This window comes from Corallococcus sp. CA047B (genome assembly GCF_003612065.1).
Taxonomy (GTDB): domain Bacteria; phylum Myxococcota; class Myxococcia; order Myxococcales; family Myxococcaceae; genus Corallococcus; species Corallococcus praedator.
The window spans coordinates 1-19,409 of the sequence record NZ_RAWD01000019.1 but is presented as its reverse complement, the minus strand read 5'-3'; the positions used below and the strand labels follow the sequence as shown (position 1 = coordinate 19,409).

The 19,409-nt window shown below is 69.0% G+C and carries 19 protein-coding genes; 5 read left to right on the top strand and 14 right to left on the bottom strand.

Annotation, left to right across the window (positions count from 1 at the left end; all coding sequences use genetic code 11):
* Window positions 1-47 precede the first annotated feature (47 nt).
* From D7X74_RS05495 to D7X74_RS05485, 3 genes are read left to right on the top strand one after another with little or no spacing between them, the layout of a single operon-like run.
* On the top strand, window positions 48-3,203 hold the full coding sequence (locus D7X74_RS05495) for an efflux RND transporter permease subunit (protein WP_120531853.1): 3,156 nt from the start codon (window positions 48-50) through the stop codon (window positions 3,201-3,203).
* Complete coding sequence (locus D7X74_RS05490; RefSeq protein WP_120531852.1) at window positions 3,203-3,778, top strand: MarR family winged helix-turn-helix transcriptional regulator; 576 nt, start codon at window positions 3,203-3,205, stop codon at window positions 3,776-3,778. Before D7X74_RS05495 ends, D7X74_RS05490 begins: the two co-directional genes overlap by 1 nt.
* 51 nt (window positions 3,779-3,829) lie before the next feature.
* Entirely contained in the window at window positions 3,830-4,945 is a 1,116-nt protein-coding gene (locus D7X74_RS05485) for a hypothetical protein (protein WP_120531851.1), read from the top strand.
* 10 nt (window positions 4,946-4,955) lie between these two features.
* Here D7X74_RS05485 and D7X74_RS05480 read toward each other — a convergent pair whose 3' ends face one another.
* The 9 genes from D7X74_RS05480 to D7X74_RS05440 all read right to left on the bottom strand — a co-directional run bounded on the left by D7X74_RS05480 (window position 4,956) and on the right by D7X74_RS05440 (window position 11,972).
* Window positions 4,956-6,707, bottom strand: coding sequence for an AMP-binding protein (locus D7X74_RS05480; protein WP_120531850.1), 1,752 nt, complete (start codon window positions 6,705-6,707; stop codon window positions 4,956-4,958).
* A gap of 59 nt (window positions 6,708-6,766) precedes the next feature.
* Entirely contained in the window at window positions 6,767-7,690 is a 924-nt protein-coding gene (locus tag D7X74_RS05475) for a serine aminopeptidase domain-containing protein (protein ID WP_120531849.1), read from the bottom strand.
* Entirely contained in the window at window positions 7,687-8,145 is a 459-nt protein-coding gene (locus D7X74_RS05470) for a thioesterase family protein (RefSeq protein WP_233601981.1), read from the bottom strand. Before D7X74_RS05470 ends, D7X74_RS05475 begins: the two co-directional genes overlap by 4 nt.
* 29 nt (window positions 8,146-8,174) lie before the next feature.
* Window positions 8,175-8,540 (bottom strand): holo-ACP synthase, encoded by a 366-nt coding sequence (locus D7X74_RS05465; protein WP_120531848.1) that lies wholly within the window; start codon window positions 8,538-8,540, stop codon window positions 8,175-8,177.
* Window positions 8,540-9,475: a ferritin-like domain-containing protein gene (locus D7X74_RS05460; protein ID WP_199741770.1), complete on the bottom strand. Its 936-nt coding sequence runs from the start codon at window positions 9,473-9,475 to the stop codon at window positions 8,540-8,542. Before D7X74_RS05460 ends, D7X74_RS05465 begins: the two co-directional genes overlap by 1 nt.
* On the bottom strand, window positions 9,472-9,768 hold the full coding sequence (locus tag D7X74_RS05455; protein ID WP_120531847.1) for a hypothetical protein: 297 nt from the start codon (window positions 9,766-9,768) through the stop codon (window positions 9,472-9,474). Before D7X74_RS05455 ends, D7X74_RS05460 begins: the two co-directional genes overlap by 4 nt.
* Before the next feature lie 130 nt (window positions 9,769-9,898).
* A complete protein-coding gene (locus tag D7X74_RS05450) occupies window positions 9,899-11,077 on the bottom strand; it encodes a CaiB/BaiF CoA-transferase family protein (RefSeq protein ID WP_120531846.1) in 1,179 nt (392 codons plus the stop codon).
* Between the two features lie 108 nt (window positions 11,078-11,185).
* A complete protein-coding gene (locus D7X74_RS05445) occupies window positions 11,186-11,515 on the bottom strand; it encodes an SCP2 sterol-binding domain-containing protein (protein WP_120531845.1) in 330 nt (109 codons plus the stop codon).
* A gap of 94 nt (window positions 11,516-11,609) precedes the next feature.
* Entirely contained in the window at window positions 11,610-11,972 is a 363-nt protein-coding gene (locus D7X74_RS05440; protein ID WP_199732701.1) for a response regulator, read from the bottom strand.
* 220 nt (window positions 11,973-12,192) lie between these two features.
* Here D7X74_RS05440 and D7X74_RS05435 point away from each other — a divergent pair, with 220 nt between their 5' ends.
* Together D7X74_RS05435 and D7X74_RS05430 are read left to right on the top strand one after the other, a co-directional pair.
* Complete coding sequence (locus tag D7X74_RS05435; RefSeq protein ID WP_120531876.1) at window positions 12,193-13,200, top strand: sensor histidine kinase KdpD; 1,008 nt, start codon at window positions 12,193-12,195, stop codon at window positions 13,198-13,200.
* A 78-nt stretch (window positions 13,201-13,278) separates the two neighbouring features.
* Window positions 13,279-13,515: a twin-arginine translocase TatA/TatE family subunit gene (locus tag D7X74_RS05430; protein ID WP_120531844.1), complete on the top strand. Its 237-nt coding sequence runs from the start codon at window positions 13,279-13,281 to the stop codon at window positions 13,513-13,515.
* 174 nt (window positions 13,516-13,689) lie between these two features.
* Here D7X74_RS05430 and D7X74_RS05425 read toward each other — a convergent pair whose 3' ends face one another.
* The 5 genes from D7X74_RS05425 to folE form a co-directional block, all read right to left on the bottom strand.
* Complete coding sequence (locus D7X74_RS05425) at window positions 13,690-15,558, bottom strand: long-chain fatty acid--CoA ligase (protein ID WP_120531843.1); 1,869 nt, start codon at window positions 15,556-15,558, stop codon at window positions 13,690-13,692.
* A complete protein-coding gene (locus D7X74_RS05420; RefSeq protein WP_341870394.1) occupies window positions 15,555-16,265 on the bottom strand; it encodes a tetratricopeptide repeat protein in 711 nt (236 codons plus the stop codon). Before D7X74_RS05420 ends, D7X74_RS05425 begins: the two co-directional genes overlap by 4 nt.
* A 187-nt stretch (window positions 16,266-16,452) precedes the next feature.
* Window positions 16,453-17,193: an RNA polymerase sigma factor RpoD/SigA gene (locus D7X74_RS05415; protein ID WP_120531841.1), complete on the bottom strand. Its 741-nt coding sequence runs from the start codon at window positions 17,191-17,193 to the stop codon at window positions 16,453-16,455.
* A 226-nt stretch (window positions 17,194-17,419) separates the two neighbouring features.
* On the bottom strand, window positions 17,420-18,850 hold the full coding sequence (locus D7X74_RS05410; RefSeq protein ID WP_120531840.1) for an FAD-binding oxidoreductase: 1,431 nt from the start codon (window positions 18,848-18,850) through the stop codon (window positions 17,420-17,422).
* A complete protein-coding gene (gene folE, locus D7X74_RS05405; RefSeq protein ID WP_120531839.1) occupies window positions 18,847-19,392 on the bottom strand; it encodes a GTP cyclohydrolase I in 546 nt (181 codons plus the stop codon). The genes D7X74_RS05410 and folE overlap by 4 nt, the downstream gene beginning before the upstream one ends.
* Window positions 19,393-19,409 lie beyond the last annotated feature (17 nt).

The window sequence follows — 19,409 nt, the reverse complement described above, 5'->3', positions numbered from 1 at the left end:
GAGCGACGGTCCTCCCTCCCCTCCCCTTTCCTTCGGGTACCTGAAGAATGCTCAAGACCTTCATTACACGGCCCATCTTCACCGCCATGCTGATGCTGGCGGTGGTGGTGTTCGGCTTGTTCGCCTATCCGCGCATCGGCGTGGATCAATTCCCCGACGTGGACTTCCCCGTCGTCACGGTGACGACGATCCTCCCGGGCGCGGACCCGGAGTCCATGGAGAAGAACGTCTCCGACCCGCTGGAGGAGGCGCTCAACACGCTCAACGGCGTGGACACGCTGCGCTCCGTCAACCTGGAGAGCGTTTCGCAGATCGTCGTGCAGTTCAAGCTGTCCACCAAGGTGGAGGTCGCCGCCCAGGACGTGCGCGACCGCGTGCAGGCCACGCTCAGCAAGCTGCCGGACGAAGTGGAGACGCCGGTCGTCGAGAAGTTCGACATCGGCGCGGCCCCCATCATCACCCTCGCGCTGGCCGGTCCCCTGCCGGTGGAGGAGCTGACGCGCGTCGCGGACGACATCGTGAAGCCCGCCCTGCAGCGTCAGCCGGGCGTGGGCAGCATCGACATCGTCGGTGGCCGTGAGCGGGAGATCCAGCTGGTGGTGGACCCGCAGCGGCTGCGCGGCTACGGCCTGGCCATCAGCGACGTCAGCCAGGCGCTCAAGGCGCAGAGCCTGGACGTCCCGGGTGGCCGCAGCACGGACAGCGGCCGCGAGCGCATCGTGCGGCTGACCTCCGAAGCGAAGAGCGTGGACGACATCCGGGAGATCGTCATCTCCAGCATGGGCGGCTCGCCCGTGCGCGTGCGCGACATCGCGGAGGTGGTGGACGGCCCCGCCGAGCAGCGCTCCAGCGCCAAGAGCGGGGATCGCAACGCCGTGGCGCTCGTGGTGCGCAAGCAGTCCGGCTCCAACACCGTGCAGGTGGCGGACCTGGTGAAGGAGTCGCTGGACGACATGAACAAGCTGCTGCCCGCGGGCGTGCAGGTGGAGACCGTGACGGACAACGCGCGGTTCATCCGTTCGTCCATCCACGCGGTGCAGGAGGACCTCATCCTGGGCGGCGTGCTGGCCGTGCTCATCGTGCTCGTGTTCCTGCGCAACCTGCGCTCCACCGTCGTGGCGGCCATCGCGCTGCCGGTGTCCGTCGTCGGTACGTTCGCGGTGATGGCGGCGCTGGGCTTCACCTTCAACATGATCACGATGCTCGCGCTGACCCTGTCCATCGGTCTGCTCATCGACGACGCCATCGTGGTCATCGAGAACATCGTGCGTCACATGGAAGAGGGCGCGACGCCCATGCAGGCCGCGCTGGAGGGCGCCGGACAGATTGCCCTCGCGGTGCTCGCGGTGACGCTGGCCATCGTGGCGGTGTTCATCCCGGTGGCCTTCATGGACGGCATGATCGGCAAGTTCTTCTACCAGTTCGGTGTCACGGTGGCGGTGGCGACGCTCATCTCCTACGTGGTGTCGATGACGCTCACGCCCATGCTGTCCTCCAAGCTGCTGCGCGAGCACGGCCACCCGACGGGCGTCTCCGCGATGGTGGAGAAGGTGCTCGTGGGCATGGAGAACGGCTACCGCCGCATCCTGGCCACCATCCTGAATCACCGCGCGGTGTCGATGATCGTCGCGGTGCTGGTGCTCTTCGCCACCTTCGGAATGATGCGGTTCCTCAAGTTCACGTTCATCCCGGAGCAGGACAACGGCAACATCAAGCTCACGGTGGAGCTGCCCATCGGGTCCACCATCCAGGAGACCCAGGCCCAGCTGGACACGCTGGAGGCGCAGGTGCGCACCATCCCCGGCGTCACCTCCACGTTCACCACCGCGGGCGGCGGCGTGCAGGAAGAGGTCCACAAGGGCGAGGTGCTCATCAACCTGTCGGCCGTGAAGGACCGCAGCTTCAAGCAGAGCGAGCTGAAGACGTACCTGCGCCAGAACATGCACGCGCCCAAGGGCGTCATCCTGTCCGTGCAGGACATCTCCGGCGTGGCCGGCGGCGGCAACCGTTCGCAGGCGGTGCAGTACAACCTGCGCGGTGACAACTGGAAGGAGCTGACGGAGGCCGCGGAGAAGATGCGCACGGAGATGCTCAAGAACCCGGGCCTCACCGACGTGGACATGACGTACCGCTCCGGCAAGCCGCAGTACGACGTGCAGGTGGACCGCGACCGCGCGGCCACGCTGGGCGTCCCCGCCGCGTCCCTGGGCGCCACGCTGCGCGCCTACCTGGGCCGCGACAAGGTGCTGGACTACCGCGAGGGCGGTGAGACGTACGAGGTGAAGCTGCGCCTCACGCCGGAAACGCTGGCGTCCGCGGACGCGCTCGGCCAGCTCGCCGTGCGCTCGCCCACGGGGCAGCTGGTGGAGCTGCGCAACCTGGCGAAGATCACCCCCGCGGACGGCCCGGTGCAGATCGACCGTCAGGCCCAGCAGCGGCAGATCACCATGCTGGCGAACCTGGCGTCCGGGTACGCGCTCTCCGACGCCATCACCTACCTGCAGGCCTACTCCACGAAGGAGCTGCCCAAGAGCGTCAGGGGCGAGCTGGAAGGCAACGCGAAGGAGCTGGGCAAGTCGGTGGCCGCCTTCGGCACCGCGCTGCTGCTGGGCATCATCCTCATCTACATGATCCTCGCGGCCCAGTTCGAAAGCCTCATCCACCCCTTCACCATCATGCTGTCGCTGCCCTTCGCCTTCATCGGAGCGATTGGCGGCCTGCTGATCACCGGTCAGTCCATGTCCATGTTCGCCCTCATCGGCGTCATCATGCTCATGGGTCTGGTGGTGAAGAACGGCATCCTCCTGGTCGACTTCACGCTCCAGGTGCGTGAGAAGGGCCGCACGGCGCACGAAGCCCTGCTGGAGGCCGCGCCCATCCGTCTGCGTCCCATCCTCATGACGACCATCGCGATGATCGCCGGCATGATCCCGGTCGCCATCGCGAAGGGCGACGGCGCGGAGACGCGCGCGCCCATGGCCATCACCATCATCGGTGGCCTCATCACCTCCACGTTCCTGACGCTGGGCGTGGTGCCGGTGGTGTACTCGCTGATGGATCAGCTCGCGGCGCGCTTCAGCCGCAAGAAGGACAAGGACGCGGGCTTCGCGGGTGGCGCGGGCCCGGCGCACGGCGCTCCCGGCAACCAGGATCGCGAGCGGGAGGCGGCCGCCGCGGCGGCCGCTCGGGTGGAGACGGCCTGATGCGCCGCCCCACCTCCATCACCCCGCCCCCGGACGCCGACGCGCGCTCCGGGGGGCAGGAGGAGGCCCTGGACGAGCCCGCCGACGAGCTGTCGCCGGCGGACCGTCTGCTCCAGGAAGGCGACCAGTCCACGCCGGACTCCCGTCGCTTCCTGGCGCTCCTCAAGGAGCTGGCCAACTTCCGCTCCTTGAGGGATCCGCTGGCCAGCCTCTGTGACGACATGCGGCTCACCCCCACCCAGGTCCATGCGCTGGGCTGGTTGGGGATGGACGGCCCCACCCAGGTGGGCGTGCTGGCGCAGCGCATCGGCATCACCAAGAAGACCATCACCGGGGTGGTGGACCGGCTGGAGGACATGGGGATGGTGGAGCGCGGGCGGGACGCGGAAGACCGTCGCGCCGTCACCGCGAAGCTCACCGACAAGGGCTGTGAGCTCTACAAGATCATCAACCTGATGACCGACTCGGGCGTCCGGCGGTTGATGGGCCTGCTGGAGCCCGCGGACCGCGAGTCGCTGTTCGGCATCATCGAGCGGATGCTCGCACGTTTGAAGAGCAGCTCCCCGGCGCGCTGAACCGGCTGGAAGATGCGCGGAAGGGCGCGGGCTGCGACACTGCCCGCGCCCATGCTCCCCTCTTCCGTGGCCCTGCTCGGGTTCATCCTGAGCGCTTCCCCACCCTCCCCGGCTCCGACGCCTGTCTCCGCGGCCTCGGTGCTCCATGCGCAGTGCCGCACGCACGCCGCGGATCCGAAGAACCCCTGGGCGCTGGCGCACGGAATGGACCTGGACGGCAGGGCCTTCCGCACCCGCGACGGGCGTCCTGCCTCGGAGGCCATCGTCGCGGGCTTCCTGCGCCGCGAGTCCACCGACGCGGGAACTCCGGCGCGCTACGTCTTCGACGCGTTCGCCCCGGATGGCACGCCCGTGGAGCCCCACCCGGCGCTCCAGGTGAAGACTTTCCTGCTGTCGGGCTACCCGATGTCCCACGCCTTCCCCGCGTCGTGGGGACCGGTGTCGCTGCGAGAGCTGGTGGCGTCGCTCCAACAGGACTTCCGGCCCGCGCTCGCCACCTCGCCGGACGGCGCGTGGGCGCTGGATGCGCTGTCGCACGTGCTCAAGCCCGGAGGCTCGTTCCAGAACGGCGCGGGGGAGACGGTGCGCATCGACGCGGTGATGGACACCGCGCTGGGCACGCTGGAGTCCGCCAATGCGGCACTGGCGGAAGGAATGAAGGCCGGCCGCGCGGAGGTGCCCAAGAACAAACAGGGCGTCTACGCGCACCCGTGCGGCGGGCTCCACTTCTTCCAGGCCGTCGCGGGCTGGGCCCGCTTCCCGTCGGTGCGCAAGGCGTGGGGCGCGCGGCTGGACGCGCAGGTGGACGTGCTCGTGTACCGGCTGGGTTCGGAGGCCCGGCAGTACGAGGCCGCGCTCGCCGCCGCGCCCGCGTACCGCATCCCGGTGCTGGTGCAGATGGTGAAGTTCTACGGGCACTGGCTGGAGGCGCTGGGGCGCTACCGGAACGAGACGGGCTGGAAGCCCACGCCCGCGCAGGCCCGCGCCGTGGCGGAGGCGCGCGCCGCGCTGGAGAGCGCCACCCTGCGGCTGGAGGCCACCGGCGCCTTTCGCGACACCGCGACGCTGGCCCTGAAGGAGCCCCAGCTCGCGCTGGACCTGGTGGGGGATGCGTGCCACGCGGCGCGCGGCTGGGACCTGTGGCCGGTAGCCCCCGGCGCGAAGTGAACCGGGGCCGTCAGGCGCCCTCGGTGCGCTTCCCCTTCCCGCGCAGGCGCTCGAAGCCCGCGGTCAGGGCCGAGCGTCCGGTGGCCATCCACCGGCGCCCGCGCTGACGGGCGACGATGACCGAGCCCAGGACCAGCCGCTGGGCGCGCATCTTGAGCAGGTCCGCGCGCAGCTCCGAGGGCGTCACGGTGCGCACGCGGCCCTGCTCGTAGGCCTCGGTGATGGCGCGGCGCTGGAGCTTGCCGCTGCTCGTCTTCTGCAACTGGCCGTAGCGGATGAACAGCACGTCCTTCGCCGACAGCGTCACGCCCACCGTCTCCAGCACCGACCGGCAGACCTGCTGCTGACTCTCCTCCAGCCGCTCCAGCACGGAGGGGTGGTTCACCTCCGCCAGCACCACCAGCCGCCCCTGCACCTGGATGACGGCGGTGCGGCCCGGGCGGATGAAGGGCACGCGCTCCACCGCCTGCTCGAAGTCGGCGGAGAAGAAGCTCTGCCCGTTCACCTTGATGCGGTCGTTGATGCGCCCGGTGATGAAGAGCTCGCCGCCCTGCTGGAAGCCCAGGTCGCCCGTCGCGTAATAGCCGTCCTCCCCGAGCAGCGGCCGGTCATCCAGGAAGTACGACGGCGCCAGGCTTCCGCCGCCCAGCTCCACCTCGCCCATCTCCCCTTCGCCGCACACCCGCCCGTCCTCGGCGCGCAGCCGCACCCGGAACTCCGACAGCGGCCGGCCCACGGAGATGGCGGGCTGACCGTTGGGCGCGGTGACGACGCGCACCTCCTGGTAGGGCGCCGTGCTCGCGACCATCAGCACCGTCTCCGCCATGCCGTAGCAGGGCATGAACACGTCGCGCTTCAGGCCCGCGGGCGCCAGCAGCGCCAGGAACTGCTGGAGGTTGGGGATGTTGATGGGCTCGCTGCCCAGGTAGATGGAGCGCACGCGCTTCAGGTCCATCCGCTTCACGTCCTCCGCGTCCAGGTCCTTGAGCGTCTTGAGCGCGTAGTCGATGGCGAAGTTGGGGATGACCGACCCGGTGACCTTCTCCGTCGACATCTGTTCGAACCAGCCCAGCGGATCCATCAGGAAGGCCGCGGGCTGCGACAGGAGCAGATCATTGCCCTCCACGAGGCAGGTGAGCAGCCCGCCGATGAGGCCCATGTCGTGGTAGAGCGGCAGCCAGCTCGTCACCCGGTCGTCGTTCGTACGGCCGTCGTGCTGGACGATCATCCGCAGGTTGGCGGACAGGTTGCCCTGGGTGATGGGAATGCCCTTCGGGAACGACGTCGAACCCGACGAGAACTGCACGAACGCCAGCTCCTCGGGAGCAACCTCGCGCAGCCGCGCGCCCGCGCGCTTCACGCCCTCCGGAGGCATGGACAGGCGGGGCAGCGGCAGCTCCAGTCCGGAGAGGCTCGGCGCGTCCAGGATGCGCCAGGCGCCGTAGCGCTCGGTGATGCGCGCGAGGAAGTCGCGGTAGGGCCCCTTGGGCGTGCTCAGGATGTACGGCTTCACCGACAGGGGCAGCGCCCCCAGCTCCATCAACCCCAGGAAGGAGAAGAGGACGGCGGTGGACGTCTCGAAGGGGAGCACGACGCGCGCGCCGGGCGTCACGCCCTGGGCGCGGAAGAAGTCCGCGGCCGCGGCCACCCGCGCGGGAAACTCCCGGTAGGGCACGAACGCAGGCGGTCCGACGAAGTCGTCGTAGACGAACAGCCCCCGGCGCGGATCCGCCGACTCCAACCGCTGGATGATTCCAAGCATGTGAATCCCCTCCTCGTGCTGTCTCACCACCACCGCTCCCGGACCGGCCCCGGAAGCGCTCAAGCCGGGGGCGACACCTGCCGCATCCACGACCACACCCGGGGCAGCACTTCCCGCCGCGCGCGCTCTCCACGCACCACGTCGAAGTGCCCCGCGTCCCAGCTCAACCCCTGCGCGCGGCCCAGGACGACCAATTCCTTTCGCGCGCTGCCCAGGTGCGCCACCAGCTTCTCCGCGCGGCGGGGCGAGGCATGGAACACGTCCGCCGCCCCCACGCCCGCGAACACCGGCAGCGTCACCTGTCCCAGCGCCTTCCAGTAGTCCGTCGCGCCGTCCGCGCTGCGAAAGGCCCCCGTGGGAGCCCAGTCGGTGAACTGCCGCATCACCCCCGCGGGTTCATCCCAGGGCCCCTGCTTGAGCGCCTTCGCCGGGAAGCGGCCCAGGAGGCCCGCCACCGCCGAGGAGAACCCCACCTGCACGCGCTTCTTCATCCCGCCGTCGCTGTAGTCATTCACCGCCGACGACAGCGTGCACACGCCCGACAGCATCGCCTGTGCGTCCGGCGCGAGCCCCAGCGCCGCCAGCGCCGCGTACCCGGCCATGCTGTGGGCCAGGAGGATGAGCGGCCCCTCGTGGCGCGCGCGCACGGCCCGCACCAGGTCCGGCACGTCATGGCGCACGTACGTGTCGAAGCTCCAGTCCCACGCGCGCCGGGCCGGCCAGCGGCTCTTGCCATGTCCTCGCAGCGAGGCGACGTAGGCCACGCAGCCGGAGTCCACGAAGAAGCGCGCGGGCCCGTCCACCTGGCTCCCCAGGAAGAAGCGGCCGTCGGAGAACAGGCCGGGCACGAAGAGCACGCCCAGCCGGGGCACGTTCGCGGACGCGGCCGGACGCACCTGGGTGACGTGCAGCGCGTGGTCGCCCGACGTGGGCACCCAGAACTCCTCCACGAGGAGGGCGGCTTCGACGGCGTGCGTGCTCATGGGGACGTCTCCCGGGAGGCCACCGCGTCACCGCGCGCGACCGTGAGGAACTGCTGCAGCGACGCGAGCGAACGGGTCGCCGCGTCCAGGAACGCCACGTTCACGACGGCCTCCACCGCGAGGGACGCGCTGCCCTCCCCCAGGTACACGCGCTGGCGGAAGCTCGCGCGGTAGTTCAGGCCGTCCTCGTCCAGGTCATCCCCGGCGGGCGACTCCAGCACCGTGCGCACCACCACGTCACCGGGCGGAATCTCACGCCGGTAGTCCACCTCCACGCGCGACACCACCGCCACCACCGTCCCGCCGCGCGACAGGCCGTGGTGCTCGAGCCACGCCCAGCGTCCGGCCTCCAGGTACTCCAGCGCGGTGGCGTTGTTCACGTGGCCCAGGCTGTCCAGGTCGTTGGGGCGCACGCTCAACGTCAGGGAGACTTCATCGAAATGCACGGGGGACATCCTCACTTCTCACGGCACGCCAGGGAGCTTCAGGAGCGGGGCACGTGCATCACGACGACCACCGTCGAGACGAAGCCGCCGCTGTGCGACAGCGACACGGAGACCTGCCACCCTTCGCGCGTCAGGTGCTCCGCGAGCGCCCCGTGGAAGTGGAAGCGGGGCGCGTGCCGCGCGTCGTGGAGCAGCTCCGCGTCGGTCCAGAACCAGGTGTCGATGCGGGGCAGCGCCTTGAAGAGGGCCTCCTTGGCGCTGAAGCCCGCGGCCATGCTCTCCACGGGAGAGCGCGCGTGGGCGAAGCGCTCCAGCTCCGCCGCCGTGAAGAACACGTCCGGTTCGAGCAGCGCCCGCGTGGCCTCCAGCTCCGCGACGGACTGGAGGTCATGGCCCAGGCCCATCAACACCCGACGAGGTCCATCCAGGTGTCCTCGACGGCCTCGCGCGAATCCACCGTGATGCCGGTGATGCGCTTGAGCGCGTGGAAGATGAGCTGCTCCTTCTTGCGCAGCGCATCCGGCGTGTACATGCCCTCGCGGTGCTCCAGGTGGTCCCACCAGTTGACGTGGGTGTCGCGCTCCTCCACCCGCTCGCGCTTGCTGCCGTGCACCTCACCGCCGTCGCGCAGGAACAGGTGCGCCACCGCGAAGGCCTCCTTCGCCCGGTACGCCCCGCTGTCCACCAGCGCCTTGGCGAAGGCGATGAAGTTGTTCATGTGCTGGATTTCATCCGCGGCCACCTGCTTGAAGAGCGCCCGCAGGCCCGGGTCCTCGATGATGGCCGCGCACTGGCCGTAGTTCACCGCCGCCACGACCTCGGAGATGGCCAGCAGCGTCAGCGTGCGCAGCATGTCGTCGTCGGGGAACACCTTGCGGAACTCGATGAAGGTGGCGTTGGAGACGCGCTCCAGCTTCATCACCGTGGAGATGCGGTTGAACGCCGTCTCGTGGTGCGCCTCCTCCTCGTTCCAGTAGCGGCTCCACGTGCCACACGCCTGCATGATGGCCGCGACCGTCGGGTCCTTCTCCAGCCACCGCCGGCATTCCGCGTCCGCCAGCCGCTCCAGGCGGTCCGCGCCCGGCTTCGTGGTCAGCTCCGCGCGGCCCGCGTTCCACACCAGGTGACGGTCGGACTCACTCACGCGCGCGAAGTCCACCGCGCCCAGCGCCTCCACCACGCTCCAGCGCCGGGACTCGTGCAGCCGCTGCTGCTCCCACGCCAGGTCCACCAGCGACAGGCCCTGCACCGTGAGGGCGTGGTGCAGCTCCGCCACGATGGCCGGACGGGCCTCCACGACGTCTTCCACCGACTGCGACGGCTGGGAATGGATGCTCATGCGCTCTTGCGCTCCGGGTTGCGGACTTCTTCCAGGAAGATGGCGAGGACCTTCGACACGGGGGTGTCGAGCGACAGCGCCGGCAAACGCACTCTCAGTCCAAAATCCTTTCGCAATCCGTTCGAGGTCCGCGCGAAGGCCTCCATCAAATCCACACTGTTCGTCATCCGGTCCGAGCGCGTGATGAGGGCCGCGAGCGTCATGTCCTCCGAGAGCAGTTCGGCTTCTGGCAGACCTACGTGTTCCGAGAACTTACGGAGGAGGTAGGACTCCAAATCCTGTGCGTCGGGCATGTGTTGACTTTCCTTCCGGGGGGCTGAAAGTCGATTCCACAGTCAAAAATCTAGCTGTCGCTGAACGGCTGTCAATTGCCAAGCGCGAAGGCCCGGATTCCCCTGGAAAATGCCGCGCGGCGACTATGTTTCACACACCCAGACGCGAGATTTCTTCAGCGGTGAAACCCGCCGCCTCGAGGATGACGCGGGAGTGCTGGCCCAGCGCGGGCGGTGGACGCAACGCGACATCCCCCATGCGCAGCGGCGTGAGCAGGTGCGTTACGCGAATGCCGCGCTGCGCATCCTCCGTCTCCACGAAGAGGCCCCGGGCGCGCAGCTGTGCATCGGACAACAGTTCATCCCCCTCCGCGACGGGCTCCACGCAGAGGTCCGCGCCGGCCAGCAGTTCGCGCCAGTGGGCCAGGGGTTCGCTTTCGAAGATGCGCTGGAGCTCCGCCTTCACCCGCTCGCCGGGTTCACCTGGCACGTACGCATCGTCCAGCAATTCCGGGCGGCCCAGCTTCGCCGCGAGCGCTCCGAAGAACTTGGGCTCCAGCGCGCCCACCGCGAGCCAGCGGTTGTCCGCGGTGCGGTACAGGCCGTAGCTGGGGTAGCCGCCGTTGAGCGCCTCGCGGCCGCGCGTGAGCGGCGTTCCTTGCGCGCCGGCGAACAGGCGCGCGGCCAGGTGCAGGTGCAGGAACGCCAGCGCGCCGTCCGTCATGGACACGTCCACGAAGCGGCCCACGCCCGTGCGCTCGCGCTCGTGCAGCGCGGCGAGGATGCCCACCAGCGCGAACAGGCTGCCCCCTCCAATGTCCGCCACCTGCACGCCCGGGAACGCGGGGGCGCCGTCCGCTTCGCCGCCGTAGCCCAGCAGGCCCGCCCGGGCCACGTAGTTCAGGTCATGCCCCGCCTTGAGCCGGTCCGGGCCCGTCTGCCCATAGCCGGAGATGGCGCAGTAGATGAGCCGGGGGTTCTTCGCGCGCAGCACCGCTTCCCCCACGCCCAGCTTGTCCATGACGCCGGGCCGGAAGCTCTCCACCAGCACGTCGTAGTGGGAGACGAGGCGCAGGAGCGCGTCGCGGCCCTCCGGCGTCTTGAGGTTCAGCGCCAGCGAGCGCTTGTTGCGGTGCAGCCCGTAGAAGAGCGCGCCCTCGCCGTCGCGCTGGGGCGGCATGTGCCGGGTGGCGTCCCCCACGTCCGGATCCTCCACCTTGTCGACGGTGGCCCCCAGGTCCGCCAGCACCAGCGTCGCGTAGGGGCCGGGCAGCAGGCGCGACAGGTCCAACACCCGCAGGCCCGCGAGGGGCGATGACGACGGAGACATGAGGGGGGCACTCCAGGAGGGGGAGGATGAAACGGAAGACGGCGCGTTCCCCATGGAAGGAAACGCGCCGCCGACTCGACACGGGAAGCGACTGGTGCGGGCTTCGGCTCAGCCGAGCAGCTTCGCGAGCTTCATCGCGAGGCCCATGTCCATCGGCTTGAACTTGAGCTTGCCCTGCATGGCCGCCATCTGCGCGTTCAGCTTCTTCTCGCGGATCTTCACGAAGTCGTCGTTGCTGACGGTGACCGTCATCTTCGACGCGCCCTCGATGCCCGAGGACACCCAGCCCTCCGACTTGGTGGCGTCCAGCGTCCACTTGCCTCCGCCCTCACCCGAGATGTCGAAGTGGATGATGGCGTTGATGTCCTTCGCCAGCTCCGGCTTCTCCTTCAGGACGGCGGGAATGTCGGTCTCGATGATGTCCTTCGCGGTCGCCATGACTCGCTCCTTTTCTCAGCGTTGATTGGTGAATCAGTCCGCGCGGACCGTAATGGCGGCTCCCCCGTCGGGTCAAGCACGGGAGGCAGCGGTTTCAGATGCGCGTCGTTTCCACCACGGGATTGAGGGAGTGGCGGACCATGGCCAGCAGGTCGTTGAGTTCGAACGGCTTGGCCAGGTGTCCCACCGCGCCAATGTCCTTCGCCTTGCTGCCGACGTTCCGGTCCGCGCTCAGGACGATGAGCGGAATCGACGCGACGGACGGCTTCTGGCGCATGCGCTGGGCGAACTCCCACCCGTCCATTACCGGCATCATCAGGTCCAACAGGATGAGCTGAGGCGGGTCCGGCTCCAGGCGCTCCAGGGCTTCCTTTCCGTTGCGTGCGCGGCGGATTTCAAAGCCCTCGGCTTCGAGGATCTCCGAAAGGGCCTCCAGGATGTCGGGATCATCATCCACGACGAGAACGACGGGCGAACCAGTCTGCTGTGCGTTGAGCGAGGTCAGTGGTGTCTCCTCGATGCCGCTTCCGGAGCCTAGCTTCCACCATCCGAGGACCGTCTGGCGCAAGAAATTAAGGCGCCCCCGCTCCGAGCGGGAGCCCGTTGCAAAACCGACAGTCACTGCCCACCCTTCCGGAGACCGAAAGATGGCGCAGGGGGAGGTCCGCGTGACGTGGATGGGGGAGACAGCGGCAGGTCACGAGCCAGCACCCGGCCTCGTGCTCCTGTCCCGACAGGGGACGCCGCGCCTGCTTGGCCCCCTGCTGCTCGAGCACCTGGGCCTGGAGGCCCTGCCGCCCGTCCTGGCCTCCGACGGGCTGGAGGGCCTGCTGACGGCCGCGGGCTTCCATCCGCGCGAGGGCGTCCGGGGCGTCTGGGAGCGTGAAGGCCGCGCGCTGATGGCCGGCGAGGAGGCGCTGGAGGACGGCGGGCGGCTGGTGTGGACGCTGCCGGTGCCCTGGAGCAGCGAGCGCGTGACGGAGCGCGTGCGCTACCTGTCACTCGCCTCGCACGACCTGCGCGGCTCGCTGGCGAACATCCGCTCGTACGCGGCGCTGCTGCTCAACGGGCGCGTGCCGCTGGAGCCCAAGGCGCAGCGCGGCCTGGAGACCATCCTGCGCAACGCGGACCGCTCGCTGGCCTTCGCCCAGGACTTCTTCGATTCGAGCCGCGCGGAGCTGGGCGCGCTGGCCGTGGAGCGCGAGCGACAGCCGCTCCTGCCCATCCTGGACGCGGCGGTGGAGCGCACGCGGGCCGCGGCGTCCGCCGCCAGCGTGGCGCTGGTGCTGGACGCGCTGCCGGACCTGCCCGACGTGGAGGTGGACGCGGGCCGCATCCAGCACGCGGTGGAGGCCTTCGTGCACCACCACCTGGTGCGCGCGCAGCCGGGCGAGGAGCTTCACGTCCGGGCCGCCCGGCTGGGACCGCAGGTGCGGGTGGAGGTGCGCCGCGACGGCGCGCCCGTTCCGGAAGAGGACATCGCCGCTGTCTTCCAGTGCGAGGAGCGCGCGTTCCGCGAGCGCAAGCTGGAGGATCCGCTGCGCGTCTTCCTGGCCCTGCAGGAGGTGGAGGCGCACGGCGGCCAGGTGGGCGCCCAGGCGGACGAAGGCGGCAGCACCCTCTTCCTCACGCTGCCGGTGCCGCGGGTCCGGGAGCTCGCGCATCCGGCGGGCTGGCAGGCGTGAGCGGCCCAGGCGGGAGTTGCTAGCGCGACCCACCTCCCACCGCTATGCTCCGGCGCGCATTGTGCGAGGAGCGAAGCCATGGGTTTGAAGCTTCCTGAGATTCTGTTGATTTTCGCGGCGCTGCTGCTGCTGTTCGGCGGCTCGCGGCTGCCGCAGCTCGGCTCGTCCCTGGGCAGTGCGCTTCGCAACTTCAAGCGCGGCTTCTCCACCGACGAGAAGGACGACGTCGAGGAGAAGAAGACGCCGGGCACCCTGTCCGCCGCTTCCGGCGTGGACAAGGACGTGGCGGCCAAGTCCCCGAGCCACCACGCCTGAAGCCGTCCGGGCGGGCCCTGAAGGCCCGTCCCCCAGAGCGCCGTCACACCCTTGACGCCCGTACCGGGGACCGCGTGAAGCGGCTTCGGACGGGCGTCGGGCTTGGTGGGACACCCTCACCGCGCAAGGCACCCGGCGCCCCTTTCGGGACGCCAGGGAGCCCGGCGGGGAACCTCAGTCCGTCGCCTTCGCGCCTTGGTACATGGCGTCGATGATGGCCTTGTACTTCTGGCTCGCGACCTTGCGCTTCACCTTGAGGGTGGGCGTGAGCTCGCCGGACTCCTGCGTGAAGTCCGCCTCCATCACCGCGATCTTCTTGATGCCGGAGTACGGAGGGATCTCCGCGTTCACCTTCTTGATGATCTCCTCGACGGCCGTCTTGATCTCCGGCCGCTGGGAGTTCTGCGCGTAGCTGCCCACCGCGATGCCCTTGTCCTCCAGGAGCTTGCGCGCCGGGTCTTCGGACACCGTGACGAGCGCGACGAGGAACGGGCGCGTGTCGCCGTACACCATCACCTGGCTGATGAGCGGGAACGTCTTGAGCGTGTTCTCGATGTTCTGGGGCGCCACGTTCTTGCCGCCCGCGGTGACGATGATGTCCTTCTTGCGGTCGGTGATGCGCAGGTAGTTGTCGGAGTCCACCTCGCCGATGTCACCCGTGTGGAACCAGCCGTCCGCCTCCAGCACCTCCGCGGTGGCCTCCGGGTTCTTGTAGTAGCCCTTCATCACGCAGGGGCCCCGCACCAGAATCTCACCGTCCGCGGCGATCTTGATCTCCGTGCCCGGAACCGGCGGGCCCACGGTGCCAATCTTGATCTTCTCCACGCGGTTGGCGTTGCAGGGGGCGCTCGTCTCCGTGAGGCCGTAGCCCTCCAGCACCTTGAGCTCCAGCAGGTCGAAGAAGTAGGCGATCTTCCGCGACAGCGGCGCGCCGCCGGAGATGAAGATGCGCATGTTGCCGCCCAGCTTCTCGTCCAGCGTCTTGCGCACCTTGGAGAAGACCAGCTTCTTCGCCAGGCCGAACATCAGCGTGTTGTACTCGCGGCCCTGCGCCTTGGCCTCGGCGTACTCGTCGAACAGGCCGAAGGCCCAGTTGAAGAGCTTGCCCTTCACGCCGGGCGCCGCGGAGCCGTTGGCCACGACGTTGTTGTAGACCTTCTCGAACACGCGCGGCACCGACGGGAGCACCGTGGGGCGCGTCTCCGCCAGGTTCGCCAGCAGCTTGTCCACCGACTCCGCGATGATGAGCCGGAAGCCCATGGACAGCCACGCGGCCTTCACCACCTGGGCGAACACGTGCGCCAGGGGCAGGAACAGCATCACCGAGTCCTCGGGCTTCATCATGCCCATGGCCTGGGTGGCCTTCGCTTCATAGGCCCAGTTGCCGTGGGTCAGGATGACGCCCTTGGGGTCGCCCGTGGTGCCGGAGGTGTAGATGAGCAGGTTCGTGTCATCCGACTTCACCGCCGCCACGCGCTGCGCGAAGGACTCCTCCGTGGCCTGGGGGCCGCTCTTGCCGGACGCCATCACGTCCGCGAGCGAGATCTCCATGTCGCCGCTGACCGGGCCCTCGAAGACGACGATCTTCTTGAGCGACGGGATGTCCTTGAGCTTGGAGCGCACGCGCGACAGGCGCCCCGCCTGCTTGGCATCCTTCTCGTCGGAGTCGACGAGCAGCACCTTCGTCTCCGAGTGGTTGAGGATGTAGCGACATTCATCCGGCGTGTTGGAGTTGTAGATGGGCACCGTGATGCCCTGGGCCGCGCTGATGGCCAGGTCGGCGACGATCCACTGGAGACTGGTGTTGGCGAAGATGGCCACCCGGTCCCCGGGCTGGACGCCCTGGGCGATGAGCCCGGAGGCCAGCCCCTTCACGTCCTCCAGCACCTGGGCGAACGTGACGTCCTGCCAGCGCCCGTCCTTCTTGTGGGTGACGCCCACCTTGGAGGCGTTCTGGGCCCGCTGCACGAGCAACTGGACGAGGTTCTGCTCCTGCGTCCCGCTCGCCGCGGGAGCCGTCGTGACCTGACTCTCTGCCCTCACTTGAGCTCCTCCTGGATGTCTGCATCCACCTTCTTGGCCCACTGCTGCACCCGTTGCGCCTCGGCGAGGCTGTACGCGGTGCTTCCCTGCTTGACCTTCTCGATGGCCGCGCTCGCCTCTTTCGCCTTGCCGTCCTTCAACAGCGTCTCGGCCAGGTAGTAGTAGGCACGCAGCGACTGCGGATACTTGGCGATGGCCTTCTCGTAGTACGACACCGACTTCTTCAGGTCGCGCTTCGGCCACGGCAATTCATAGAAATAGCGACCCTTCACCAGCCAGGGGCCCCCGAAGTCGTAGCCCGGGTCCAGCTTCAGCGCGGTGTCCAGGCGCTCGTTGAACTTGCCCTCCAGGCCGTCCCCCAGCGCCTTCATGATGCCCACGGCCTGGGAGTAGGACCCGATGCCACATGCAGCGTAGTAATGCCCCTCCACGCGCGCGGGCTGGAGCTTCGCGGCCTTGTCGCCCTCTTCCCACGTCTGCTTGCCCAGGACCTTCTTGAGCTTTTCCGTGGTGGCGCCGTCCGCCTGCCATTGGAGGATGCGGGCCTTGCGCCACACAAGGTCGAAGTCCTCGGGCGCGGCCTTCAGCGCATCCCTCAGCCCCGTCTCCAGCGCCTTCACCGACTCCGCGTCATTGCGTTTGTCGAACAACGCGTCGAGTTGGGTGAGCAGCGCGGGTTCCGCCGCCTGGGCTGGAAGGGCCGCCAAGACCCAAAGGGCTAGCAATTTCAAGCGCATCCTAACGCCTTAACACGCACGCTTGCCCACCAGCAACCGAACGCGCCAGACGCAGCGCGGCAAAAAGAAGACGGGGCCGGCAAGGTTTGAACAACCCGCCAGACCCCGTCTTTTCTGAACAGAACCCCTGCCCTCCCGGGTGGGGAGGCCGCCTGCTTCAGGCCGCGTCGGCCGTGGCGGTGTGCTCCTCGTTCTCGTTGAAGGCGAGGAGGTAGCGCTCCAGGAAGTTCTTCGTCTTCAGCTCCACCTGGCGCACGCGCTCGCGCGACACGCCCCAGCGCTGGCCCAGCTCCTCCAGCGTCAGCGGCTTGTCCTGCGTGAGCCGCTCCTGGAGGATGTCCCAGCCCAGGTCGCCAATGCGCTTGCGCACCTTGGCCAGGGCCTCCTGCACTTCGGAGTCCTGCTCGCGCGTCAGGAACGAGTCCTGGGGCGAGGGCCCGCCGTCCTCCAACCGGTCGAGGAACGTGGTTTCACCCTCCTCGTCGATGGTGGCGTCCAGCGAGAAGTCCACCATGCTGCCCCGCTCCGCCTCGCCGCCGCGCACCTGGCTGCGGTTGTCCTTGAGGTAGCGGGTGATGTAGGCGCGGATCCACCAGACGGCATAGGTGGCGAAGCGCACGTTCTTCTTCGGATCGAAGTGCTCGATGGCCTTCATCAGGCCCACGTTGCCTTCCTGGATGAGGTCGTCCAGGCGGGCCCCGCGGTTGGCGAACTTCTTGGCGACCGCGACCACGAAAGCGAGGTTGGAGCTGGCGAGCGTCTGTCGGGCGCTCTCATCTCCCTTGCGGGCCTGGCGCGCGAGTTCGTACTCCTGCTCACGCGTCAGCTGGTGGTGCCCGCCCAGGTGACGCAGGTAATGCGAGAGGCCCTCTGCTGCGTACTTCGTCGAGTTGGCCATGATTTCCCGTCCTTCCGTTCGTAACTGCCGGACGCGATGAATCCCCCGACGAACCGCGTCCATCTGTTACTAGGACGCGCAACGTCGGAAAGGGTTTCTCATTCCGATGGAGAAGGGCATTTCGCCCGCTTACCCATGTCAAAAGCCCGTCACAGGGGTGGCCTCTCATGCCTCGAAAGGTGAGAAGTCTGACGGGTGGGCAGCACCTACGTTTCCGGCCACGGACTCAAGAACACCTGGGAACGGGGAACATTTTCTCCGGGTTGAGCAGGCCTGATGGATCAAAAAAGGCCTTCAGCCGCCGCTGGAGGTCCAGGAGCGCGGGGGCCTGCTCCAGGGCCAGGTATTCCCGCTTGGCGTGGCCCACGCCGTGTTCGCCGGTGATGGTGCCTCCCAGGGCGACGGTGAGCTCCAGCATCCGGCGCAGGGCCTCCTCGACGAGCGGGCGCTGGGCCGGGCCGTCGTAGAGGATGTTGGCGTGCAGGTTGCCGTCGCCCGCATGGCCGTACGTGGCCACGGTGAGCCCCAGCTCCTCGCCCATCTTCTTGAGCCGCTCGATGATCTCGGGAATTTTCGAGCGGGGGACCACGATGTCCTCTGAAATCTTCGCGGCCTTCAGCGCGCGCAGCGCCGGGGAAATCACCCGCCGCGCGGCCCACAGCTTCTCGCGCTGGGACTCGTCCTGGGCCACCAGGGTCTGGGTGGCCCCGTGTGATTCACAAATGCCCCCCAGTTGGGTGAGCTCCGCGAACACCCCTTCGGAGGAGTTGCCGTCCACCTCCGCGATGAGGGCGGCGCCCGCGTCCGGGGGGAACTGGAAGCTGCCCCGGTGGACGATGGCCTGGACGGCGACCTCGTCGATGAGTTCCAGGCACCGGGGCAGGATGCCGGCCGCGAGCACGGCGGAGACGCCCCGGGCCGCGTGCAGCACGGAAGGGAACACCACCAGCGCGGTCATCACCTGGCGCGGCAGGGGGATGAGCTGGACGGTGATTTCGGTGGCGACGCCGAGCGTGCCCTCGGAGCCCACGAAGAGCCCCACGAGGTCGTAGCCGGCCACGCCCTTGATGGTGCGCCGGCCCACGCGCAGCACCTCGCCGTCCGGCATCACCCACTCCAGGCCGATGACGTAGTCGCGCGTGACGCCGTACTTGAGCGCGCGGGGCCCGCCGGCGTTCTCCGCCACGTTGCCGCCCAGGGTGCAGAACTCCCAGGAGTTGGGGTCCGGGGGATAGAAGAGCCCTTGCGCCTCCACGGCCTTCATCAGGTCGCCCGTGATGACGCCGGGCTCCACCACCGCGGTGAGGTCCTCGGAGGAGATGGCGCGGATGCGGTTCATGCGCTCCAGGCTGACCACCACGCCGCCCCGCAAGGGCAGCGACCCGCCGCTCTTGCCGCTGCGCGCGCCGCACGGGGTGAAGGGCACGCCGTTCGCCTGGCAGGCCTTGAAGATGGCGGACACCTGCGCGGTGGTCTCCGGCAGGAGGACGACGTCGGGCGGGTAGACGCCGCTGTCGGATTCGTCGCGCGCGTAGGCGTCGAGCGAGGCCTCGTCGCGCCGCACCTGTCCCGGCACCAGCACGTCCGCCAGGGCCTCCAGCACCTTCGCCACCCGCTCGGGCGCCACCCGTTCGAAGGTCTGGCCCGCCGGGTTCATCGCCGGGCCCCCAGGCGGGCCCACAGCTCGCGCCGCAGGGGACCGTCGCGGCGCAACCGGCCTTCATAGGCTTCGGCGTGCGTGACGGCGTCGCGCTGGTGATCCGCCCTCAACCGGAGGCAAGCCTGCTCAGCCTCCAGGATGCAGGCGGTGGCGGGACTGTCGAGCACGCGGGCCAGGGACCAGGCCACCTGCCGCGCCAGGTCCTCCTGGAGGATGAGCCGGTGCGCGAAGCAGTCCACCAGCGCCGCCAGCCGGCCGAAGCCCACCACGCGCGCGCCGGGCACGTAGGCCACGTGGGCGCGGCCGGTGAAGGGCAGCAGGTGGTGCGGGCACATGGAGTGGAAGCGCAGGTCCGTGACGACGACCAGCTCCCCGGACGAGTTCGCCGGGGCGGGATAGGTCTTTCCGAGCGCCTCCTCCGGCGTGCGGCCGTAGCCGTCCAGGAAGCCGTTCGCCCACACGTCGGCCACGCGCGTCGGGGTGTCCACCAGGTTCTCGTCCTGGAGGGGGAGGCCCGCGGCGGCGAGGAAGTCGCGCACCGCCCCTGTCTCTTATA